This window comes from Shewanella sp. 11B5 (genome assembly GCF_002836795.1).
GTDB lineage: Bacteria > Pseudomonadota > Gammaproteobacteria > Enterobacterales > Shewanellaceae > Shewanella > Shewanella frigidimarina.
Genome location: NZ_PJAP01000224.1, coordinates 1 through 10,368 on the forward strand (window position 1 = coordinate 1; position 10,368 = coordinate 10,368).

Annotated in this window: 8 protein-coding genes; 6 read left to right on the top strand and 2 right to left on the bottom strand. The window is 44.5% G+C overall.

Translation table 11 applies throughout. The annotated features are described in order from the left end of the window. Window positions 1-453 (top strand): prenyltransferase (locus tag CXF78_RS02135; RefSeq protein WP_180957029.1); only part of this gene is annotated, 453 nt, incomplete at its 5' end. A 70-nt stretch (window positions 454-523) separates the two neighbouring features. Here the strand turns inward: CXF78_RS02135 and gndA are convergent. Both gndA and CXF78_RS02145 read right to left on the bottom strand, forming a co-directional pair. Beyond that, a complete protein-coding gene (gndA, locus tag CXF78_RS02140; protein ID WP_102035836.1) occupies window positions 524-2,053 on the bottom strand; it encodes an NADP-dependent phosphogluconate dehydrogenase in 1,530 nt (509 codons plus the stop codon). A gap of 253 nt (window positions 2,054-2,306) precedes the next feature. Beyond that, the gene (locus CXF78_RS02145; RefSeq protein ID WP_011638174.1) at window positions 2,307-4,223 is read right to left on the bottom strand and encodes a propionyl-CoA synthetase; all 1,917 of its coding nucleotides are present in this window, start codon (window positions 4,221-4,223) and stop codon (window positions 2,307-2,309) included. 318 nt (window positions 4,224-4,541) lie between these two features. Here CXF78_RS02145 and CXF78_RS02150 point away from each other — a divergent pair, with 318 nt between their 5' ends. The 5 genes from CXF78_RS02150 to CXF78_RS02170 form a co-directional block, all read left to right on the top strand. Beyond that, window positions 4,542-4,952, top strand: coding sequence for a MerR family transcriptional regulator (locus CXF78_RS02150; protein ID WP_102035837.1), 411 nt, complete (start codon window positions 4,542-4,544; stop codon window positions 4,950-4,952). Between the two features lie 125 nt (window positions 4,953-5,077). Continuing rightward, a complete protein-coding gene (locus CXF78_RS02155; protein ID WP_102035838.1) occupies window positions 5,078-6,247 on the top strand; it encodes an isovaleryl-CoA dehydrogenase in 1,170 nt (389 codons plus the stop codon). Window positions 6,248-6,337: 90 nt separating this feature from the next. Further along, window positions 6,338-7,945 carry a carboxyl transferase domain-containing protein gene (locus CXF78_RS02160; RefSeq protein WP_102035839.1) on the top strand — a complete coding sequence of 536 codons (1,608 nt, stop codon included), beginning with the start codon at window positions 6,338-6,340 and terminating at the stop codon, window positions 7,943-7,945. A 38-nt stretch (window positions 7,946-7,983) separates the two neighbouring features. Then, the gene (locus CXF78_RS02165) at window positions 7,984-8,799 is read left to right on the top strand and encodes an enoyl-CoA hydratase-related protein (protein ID WP_102035840.1); all 816 of its coding nucleotides are present in this window, start codon (window positions 7,984-7,986) and stop codon (window positions 8,797-8,799) included. Further along, a partial coding sequence (locus CXF78_RS02170) for an acetyl-CoA carboxylase biotin carboxylase subunit (protein ID WP_102035841.1) occupies window positions 8,799-10,368 on the top strand: 1,570 nt, incomplete at its 3' end. The genes CXF78_RS02165 and CXF78_RS02170, both read left to right, overlap by 1 nt.

Below are 10,368 nucleotides of genomic sequence, written 5' to 3' on the forward strand. Positions count from 1 at the left end.
GCTGCATTTGTATTTTTCGGCTTAGTCGCCGTTGTTGGCAGTTACTATTTACAAGCAGGCACCACCACCATGACAGCGTGGTTACTAGGCTGTGCTATTGGCTTTTTTAATGCGGCCATCATGCTGGTCAACAATACTAGAGACATTTCTACCGACACTAAAGCAGGTAAAAATACCCTTGCGGTACGAATTGGTGAAGCACAAGCTAAAGTGTTGTACCAAAGTTTTGTCTATTTACCATTTGGTATCATTATCGCGGGATTTTTGCTCGGGTCACTCGATGGATTACCTGTATTATTATCGGGAGCATCATTAATCATTGCGCGTAATCTCAGCCGCGAATTTTACGATAACTCAGGTGAAGCATTAAATCCGATCCTTGGACAAACAGCTAAATTGACGATGATTTTTAGCGTCTTATTTAGCATTGGATTGTACTTTTCGCTGACCTAACCATTTTCCTTAGCTAAATAAAAAAGGCGCTTCATTGTAAAATGAAGCGCCTTTTTTAACGTAAGCGTAATTACACCTTAGACAAAGTGCGTTGTTTTGCACTCCAATCTAAATGGTATTTCTCACCAGCGGGCTTATCGGTGCGCTCAAAAGTATGTGAACCGAAAAAGTCGCGCTGACCTTGTAATAAATTAGCGGGTAATGTCTCACAGCGGTAACTGTCGTAATAGGCAATAGCCGAACTAATACAAGGTGCAGGAATGCCTTGCATAACAGAGGCTGCAACCGTTTTACGCCAGTTAAGGTGTTTTTGCGACAATGTCTGACTAAAAGTGTCGGCCATTAATAAGTTTGCTAGGTTTGCATCTTCTTGATAAGCCTTAGTAATAGACTGCAAGAATGTCGCTCGAATAATACAACCCGCTCGCCAAATTTTAGCAATTTCAGCAAAATCTAAAGACCAATTTTGCTCTTTAGCATTCATCGCCATCAACTGGAAACCTTGAGCATAACAGCACACTTTAGCGCAATATAATGCATCTTCAAGGTTAGCAATAAACTCAGCTTTTTCAGCATCACTAAAACTGACTGGTGCAGGTCCTGCTAACTTCGAGCTTAGCTGCATACGCAAGTTTTTCTGAGTACTCACTGCGCGTGCATAAACAGCTTCTGCAATCGTTGGCGCTGGGCAACCAATTTGCAAGCTGCTCACTGCAGTCCATAAACCAGTGCCTTTTTGGCCTGCTTTATCTAAAATCATTTCAACTAACGGCTTGCCAGTTAAGGGATCGTCTTGTTGTAAGACTTCAGCACTAATCCCCATAAGGTAACTGTTAAGAATACCTTTATTCCAACCATTGAACACATCACCGATGTCATGGGCAGACATGCCTAAGCCGTCACTGAGTAACTGGTAAGCTTCGCAAATAAGTTGCATATCCGCATATTCAATGCCGTTATGAACCATTTTAACGTAATGACCAGAACCAGCAGGACCAATATAAGTCGTACATGGCTCACCTTCGGTTACTGGATTGCCAGGCTCAAAACGCTCAATCGGTAAACCTGTTACAGAATCCACTTTAGCAGCAATGGCTTTCCAAATTGGTTCGACATAACGCCATGCTTTTTCATCTCCACTAGGCATTAGCGATGGACCAAAACGTGCACCTACTTCGCCACCAGACACTGCAGAGCTAAAGAAAACAAACTTATCTTTATAACGTGCTTCGCGTTCTACCGTATCGGTCCAAAGGCTGTTACCCGTATCAATAACGATATCATTGGCTTCAATACCAGCTTCGATTAACGATTTACACACACCGTCAACAGGCCCACCAGCAGGCACAGATAAAACAATCACTCGAGGTTCAACTAATTTAGCCAGCATTTCTGTAAGATTATTACATGACTGCATGCGCGGTGCCGTACCTGCTTTGCGCTCACTTTCTTCTTGAGCCACAGCGGCGTTGACTTTTGGAGTATCTAAATCGAAAACTGCAACATGGTAGCCGTTGTCAGCAATGTTTAATGCGAGGTTCTTGCCCATAACACCAAGGCCGATAACGCCGACGTGAGATTGTTGGGTGTGGTTATTCATAGTGTATGTTTCCACAGGTCACAGAGATTAATCGCGTAGTGCGAATCCATTTGGGTGGCAATTATAGCGATTCTTGTAACTAAATTACCAGTCACAAAACGCGGAAACGCTGTTTTTTACAATGTATGCTCAATCTGTTTATTAGGAGATAACATCTTGTCACAATAGAAAAAACCATAAAAACACTGGTTTTTTATGGTTTCGATTAACAATCACCGCGTCTTATACTACGGTTAATTATTGAAGAGTAACATCATGTTAATTCAGTAGTTAGTGCATTAGCATAACCCATTCTAGTCAACGCATTGCGAACAATATCCAAGGTTTGTGGGTCTTCAATCGTTGCTGGCATGGTGTACTCTTGATTGTCAGCAATTTTACGCATTGTGGCTCGTAATATTTTTCCAGAGCGAGTTTTAGGCAACTTTTGCACAGCACTGACTAACCTAAATGAAGCCACGGGACCAATTTCATGACGTACCAGTGCAAGTAACTCTTTATAAAGAGCTTCATCTGATAAGGTAACGCCATTTTTAAGAACTACTAATCCAAGCGGCACCTGGCCTTTCAGTTTATCTTGCACACCAATTACCGCAGCCTCAGCAACGGCTTCATGCTGACATAAGACCTCTTCAAATCGACCGGTAGATAAACGGTGTCCGGCAACATTTATGATGTCATCAATTCTGCTCATAATGTATAAATAACCATCTTCATCGACGTAACCAGCATCTCCAGTTAAGTAATAACCAGGATACATAGACAAGTAACTGTCAATATAGCGTTTATCATTTTGCCACAAGGTCGTTAATGTGCCTGGTGGTAAAGGCTGCTTTATCACCACATTACCACTTTCATTAGGAGCCACTTGTTGCCCCATAGCATCAAGAATTTCCACTTGGTATCCAGGTACTGCGCGCGCAGGCGATCCGGCTTTAATCTCTATCGGATCGGTGCCCATCAAATTTGCAGCGACTGGCCAACCGGTTTCGGTTTGCCACCAATGATCAATTACAGGTTTACCTAACTGCTGCTGACTCCAATTTAAGGTGTCAGGATCGCAACGCTCCCCCGCTAAATACATTTGCTTCAGACAAGTTAAATCAAATTGTTTAATAAACTCGCCGTCAGGATCTTCTCGTTTTATGGCACGAATAGCGGTGGGGGCGGTAAAAAAGCTACGAACATTTTTTTGTTCGATAATACGCCAAAATGCACCTGCATCGGGAGTACCAATAGGCTTACCTTCGTACATTATGGTCGTCGCACCCACAAGCAATGGCCCATAAACAATATATGAATGCCCTACCACCCAGCCAACATCAGATGCCGCCCAAAAAACATCGCCAACACCAATGTCATAAATGTGTTTCATCGACCATGCTAATGCGACTGCATGGCCACCATTGTCGCGCACGACACCTTTTGGTTGGCCAGTGGTACCAGAGGTATATAAAACATATAAAGGATCGGTCGCATCGAGCGACACGCAATCAGCGTCAGGCGCACCCACCAGTGAATTGTACCAATCCAGATCTCTTGGTGACTGTAGTTGTGCTTGATATTCTGTACGATTTAAAATAATGCAATGATCTACTTGATGTTGTGCTTGGGATAATGCGTCATCGAGTAAAGGCTTATACGGTACGACACCAGAAGGCTCAATACCGCATGAAGCAGACAGAATTAACTTGGGTTTTGCATCGTTAATGCGAGTCGAAAGCTCATTGGCGGCAAAACCACCAAACACCACAGAATGAATTGCACCAATCCGTGCACATGCCAGCATGGCATAGGCGGTTTCTGGCACCATTGGCATATAAATAACTACTCGGTCGCCTTTTTCGACGCCAAGAGACACCATTAATCCAGCCAAGCGTTTAACTTGAGCCAACACAGATTGATAGCTAATAGAGTATTCGTTGTGCGTCACGGGACTAATATAGTGAATTGCAGTTTGCTCGCCTCGCCCAGCTAATACATGGCGATCAACGGCATTGAAGCAGGTGTTCATCTTACCATCAGCAAACCAACGATAAAACGGTTTGTCGCTGTCATCTAATACCTTTTTTGGCGCAACATCCCAATGAATGGATTTTGCCGCTTGTTGCCAAAATACTTCAGGCTCGGCTATCGATTGTGCGTGCATTGATAGTCCTAACTCAGCCATATTGTTCTCCGTTAATCAGCGTTCATTAAATTGATTATGAGCAGAATTTATCAAATAGCCCTATTAGACCAAGGGATAATAGCGTTACATAATGCGAGAAACACCTTTAATTTCAATCGAGTGTTTAACTTAAGCAGTACAAATGATAAATATAAAAAAATACAAAACAGAACAGGTGGTTAAGGTATAATCATGGTATAAGTGGCAAGCAAAATTAACACAATATCCACAGTTTAAAAGCTGAAACAACCGCACCAAACTTTACCTTTACGTAAACTTCATATATCTTGCATCAAAAGAAACACTTTTGGTGACATGATGAGCACAACCCACATTCCTCAATCAACATATTCAATCAGTGACTTATCAAAAGAATTTGATATCACCACCCGCAGTATTCGTTTTTACGAAGACCAAGGCTTGATTAAACCTAAGCGTCGCGGGCAAAACCGAATTTACAGCCTGAAAGACCGAGTGCGCTTAAAACTTATTTTACGCGGCAAACGCCTTGGATTTTCGTTAGCAGAAACACGACGTTTATTTGAACTTTACGACGCGGATAAAAGCAGCTCAACTCAACTACAAACTATGCTTGATTTAGTGAACGAGAAAAAATCAGCTCTTCAACAACAAATGGACGACATTAAAGTCGTGCTAATGGAGCTAAATTCAGCCGAACAACAGTGCAAAGCGGCATTAGCCGACAATTCGACTAAGAAAGCCAAATAACAACAAAAAATAACTGGCTGACTCAATTCAGCCAATAGCTTTGCCCCACTGCCAAAAACGCAACCATAAAGCGTTGGCAGCAAATGTTTTACCAGACCATAAAAAATTCAACAGGACACATGAAAATGAGCGATTTATATACCAGTTTAAACTTCGGTTTAGGTGAAGATGTTGACATGTTACGTGACGCCGTTCGTGGTTTTGCCACCAACGAAATTGCGCCTATGGCCGCCCAAGTCGATATCGACAATGAGTTCCCTAATCAATTATGGCCAGTACTTGGCGATATGGGCTTATTAGGTGTCACTGTTGATGAACAATATGGTGGAGCCAACATGGGTTACCTTGCGCACGTTGTCGCAATGGAAGAAATCTCCCGCGCATCAGCCTCTATTGGGTTAAGTTATGGCGCTCACTCAAACTTATGTGTAAACCAAATTAACCGTAATGGTAATGACGCTCAAAAAGCAAAATATTTACCAAAGCTTGTCAGTGGCGAACACATTGGTGCACTAGCGATGAGCGAACCTAATGCCGGTTCAGATGTGGTTTCAATGAAACTGAATGCTCGCAAAGAAGGTGACCGCTACATCCTTAACGGCAATAAAATGTGGATCACCAACGGTCCTGATGCCCACACCTATGTTATTTACGCCAAAACCGACATCGAAAAAGGTGCACATGGCATTACTGCGTTTATCGTTGAACGTGGGTCTAAAGGTTTTACTCAAGCACAAAAATTAGACAAGCTAGGTATGCGCGGTTCAAACACCTGTGAACTTGTATTTGAAGACTGTGAAGTACCAGAAGATAACATCTTAGGCGGCCTCAATAATGGCGTAAAAGTGTTAATGAGTGGCCTTGATTACGAACGTGTTGTTTTGTCTGGTGGCCCATTAGGCATTATGTCTGCTTGTATGGACATAGTGGTGCCTTACATTCATGAACGCGAACAATTCGGTAAATCGATTGGTCAATTCCAATTGGTGCAAGGCAAGTTAGCCGACATGTACACGGGTATGAACGCTGCCCGCGCTTATGTTTACAGTGTGGCTAAATCTTGTGACCGTGGTGAAACCACCCGTAAAGATGCCGCTGGTGCGATTTTATACAGTGCAGAACTGGCCACTAAAATGGCTTTGGATGCGATTCAATTACTGGGCGGAAATGGCTATGTGAATGAATACGCAACTGGGCGTTTATTACGTGATGCTAAGCTTTACGAAATTGGTGCAGGCACCTCTGAAATTCGCCGTATGTTAATTGGTCGTGAGCTGTTTAACGAATCAAAATAACCAGTATTTGCATCACGAAGGCGACATATCAAGCGTGCCGTGTCGCCTTAATCAAGCCCTCCTATTTTTTGCTTCATTAAGGATATAGAAATGACGCAACTGAGCAGCCGTATCAATCCTCGCAGTGACGAATTTAAAGCCAAGTCAGACAGCATGGCGTTATTGGTCGATGATCTTCAACAAAAACTAAAAAAAATCGAACAAGGTGGCGGCCCTGTCGCCTTAGAGCGCCATTTATCTCGTGGTAAATTATTGCCACGCCAGCGCGTTGAAAAGCTGCTCGACCCGGGCTCACCTTTTTTAGAAATATCGCAATTTGCCGCTTACGAAGTCTATGACGAAGAAGTTCCAGCCGCAGGCGTCATTGCTGGTATCGGCCGCGTCAGTGGTGTTGAGTGCATGATTATCGCCAACGACGCCACCGTAAAAGGCGGCACTTACTACCCCATTACCGTTAAAAAGCATCTACGCGCGCAAGACATCGCCAGCCGTTGCCACTTACCGTGCATCTACTTAGTCGATTCTGGTGGCGCGAATTTACCTCGCCAAGATGAAGTATTTCCAGACCGCGATCATTTCGGCAGAATTTTTTATAACCAAGCGCAAATGTCAGCCAAAGGTATTCCGCAAATTGCAGTCGTCATGGGCTTGTGTACCGCAGGCGGCGCCTACGTTCCAGCAATGGCCGATGAGTCAATTATTGTTAAAGATCAAGGCACCATCTTTTTAGCTGGTCCTCCTTTAGTGAAAGCGGCTACCGGTGAAGAAGTCAGCGCAGAAGAGCTTGGCGGTGCAGAAGTTCACACTAAAATATCGGGTGTTGCCGATCATTTAGCGCAAAATGACGACCACGCGCTTGAGCTTGCTCGCCGTGCAGTATTGCGTCTTAATCATCAAAAAGAAATCAAAAGCTTATTAAGCCCAGTCAAACCACCTAAGTTCGATATCCATGAATTGTACGGCATTGTCGGTACGGATCTTAAAAAGCCGTTTGATGTAAAAGAAGTCATTGCCCGTGTGGTTGATGACTCTGATTTTGACGAATTTAAAGCCAACTATGGTGCAACCTTAGTGTGTGGTTTTGCGCGTATTCACGGTTATCCTGTCGGTATTGTGGCCAATAACGGCATTTTGTTTTCGGAGTCGGCGCAAAAAGGCGCTCACTTCATTGAACTGTGTTGCCAACGTAAAATTCCGCTGTTATTCCTGCAAAATATTACCGGCTTTATGGTGGGTAAAAAGTACGAACACGAAGGCATTGCTAAACATGGTGCCAAAATGGTAACCGCAGTATCTTGTGCCAATGTGCCTAAATTTACCGTGATTATCGGTGGCAGTTATGGCGCGGGTAACTACGGCATGTGTGGTCGCGCATTTGAACCGACCATGATGTGGATGTGGCCTAACGCCCGTATTTCGGTAATGGGTGGCGAACAGGCTGCTGGCGTATTAGCCACAGTGCGCCGCGATGGTTTAGCCAGAAAAGGCGTCGAATGGTCTGCAGAAGATGAGCAAGCCTTCCGTAAACCCATTGTTGAGCAATACGAAAAAGAAGGTCATCCGTATCATGCCAGTGCCCGACTTTGGGATGATGGCATTATTGATCCGGCACAAACGCGTGACGTGGTCGGCTTAGCCTTATCGGCAGCATTAAATGCTCCTATTGAAGATACCCGCTTTGGGGTGTTCCGCATGTAATTGTGCGGTTAATTCAGCTAATTAAGGAGTCATAAATAATGTTATCAAACCAATATAAGTTCATTGAATGCCGCCTAGAACAAGGGGTGGCAGAGCTCATTTTAAACCGAGTTGAAGTACATAATGCCTTTGATGAAGTGATGATTAGCGAGATGATCCAGGCTATCGAACACTTTGCCAAAGACAGTCAATGCAATATGTTGATATTACGTGCTAATGGCAAAAACTTCAGTGCTGGCGCCGACCTCAATTGGATGCGCAAACAAGCACAAATGGACTTTGACCAAAACCTCACTGATGCCCACCAGCTTGCCAAACTGATGCATGTGTTAGACAAGTTTCCAAAACCCACTATTGCCTTAGTACAAGGCGCAGCCTTTGGTGGTGCATTAGGGCTGATTTGCTGCTGCGATATTGCCATTGCCAACACTCGCGCCAGTTTTTGTTTAAGCGAAGTGAAATTAGGGCTTATCCCTGCTGTGATAAGTCCGTATGTGATTCGTGCCATGGGTAATCGCCAATCACGCCGCTTTATGCTGACCGCTGAACGCTTTAGTGCTGACGTAGCCTTAACTCATCAAGTCATTCACGAAGTTAACGACGACTTAGATTCAGCCGCAGCCCCTTTTATCGCCGCATTTAATGCCAACAGTCCTCAGGGCATGGCATGGGCAAAAAATCTCGTATCGCATTTAGAAAACGGCGTGATAGACGAGGCTACGCTCAATTTTACCAGCGAGCAAATTGCTCGTATTCGTGTATCAGATGAAGGTCAAGAAGGCCTTAATGCTTTCTTTGAAAAACGTACGCCTACATGGCAAACCGCTAAATCTGATCCACAAGGAGCCCAATAATGTTTACCAAATTACTGATTGCTAACCGTGGTGAAATTGCTTGCCGTATTATTAAAACGGCTCAAACCATGGGTGTTCGCACCATTGCCCTTTATTCCGATGCAGACAAAGATGCCCGCCATGTGGCCATGGCAGATGAATCGTTTTACCTAGGCGGCAGCGCCCCGGCAGACTCATATCTAAAAGCTGATTTAATTATCGACATCGCTAAAAAATCGGGCGCAGAAGCCATTCACCCAGGTTACGGATTTTTGTCTGAAAATGCCGAGTTTGCCCGTAAATGTGAGCAAAATGGTATCGCCTTTGTCGGGCCTGGTAGCGATGCGATTGATGCTATGGGCAGCAAAAGTGCCGCCAAAGACATCATGTCAAAAGCCAATGTCCCCTTAGTGCCGGGTTATCATGGCGACGATCAAACGGATGCTACATTAATAGCAGAAGCCAAAGCGGTTGGCTTCCCGTTACTGATTAAAGCTGCCTATGGTGGTGGTGGTAAAGGAATGCGCATCGTTGAAAACGACGGTGAAATTCTTGAAGCTATTAAATCCGCACGCCGTGAAGCCAGCTCGTCATTTGGCAATGACAAACTGTTAATGGAACGCTACCTACGTCAACCACGTCATGTTGAAGTGCAAGTGTTTGCCGACACTCAAGGCAACGCTATTTACTTATCTGACCGTGACTGCTCAATTCAACGTCGCCATCAAAAAGTGGTTGAAGAAGCGCCAGCACCCGGTTTGTCAGACGAACTACGAGCTCAAATGGGGAACGCCGCCGTTGCTGCCGCCAAAGCCATCGATTATGTTGGCGCGGGCACCGTTGAGTTTTTACTCGATACCGATAATAGTTTCTACTTCATGGAAATGAACACCCGTTTGCAAGTAGAGCATCCGGTTACCGAAATGGTGACTGGCCAAGACTTAGTAAAATGGCAGCTAGTTGTCGCCAGTGGTGGTGAATTACCACTGCGCCAAGATGAAGTGCGTATTCATGGCCACTCATTTGAAGTGCGAATTTACGCTGAAGATCCACAAAACGAATTTTTACCTGCCAGCGGTAAGCTCAATTTTTTACGTGAACCAGAACAAAATCGTCACGTGCGTATCGATTCAGGTATTCGTGAAAACGATGTCATCAGTAACTTTTATGACCCGATGATCGCCAAGCTGATTGTATGGGATGAGTCGCGCCCTCGCGCACTACAACGTTTAGTACACGCACTTGAGTCATACCAAATCAGTGGCCTTAAACATAACATCGAGTTTTTAGCCAACATTGCTGAACACCCAGCCTTTGCTGCGGCAGACTTCTGTACTGACTTTATTGAGCGTTATGGCGACACCTTAATTGGTGACGCAGCTATTGAAGCAGATACTGCGTTAGCACTAGCAGGACTTTTTCAAGTGCTGTCACGTAAACAAGCGGCAAAAGCGCTGGCCATAAACAGCGCCGACCCATATTCACCTTGGGGCCTCGTGAGCGGCTTTAGACTCAACAGTTCAAGCGTGCATCGTGTGTCGTTATTAACTGACGCATCCGCCGAAGTGCAACAACATGACTTGCTACTTA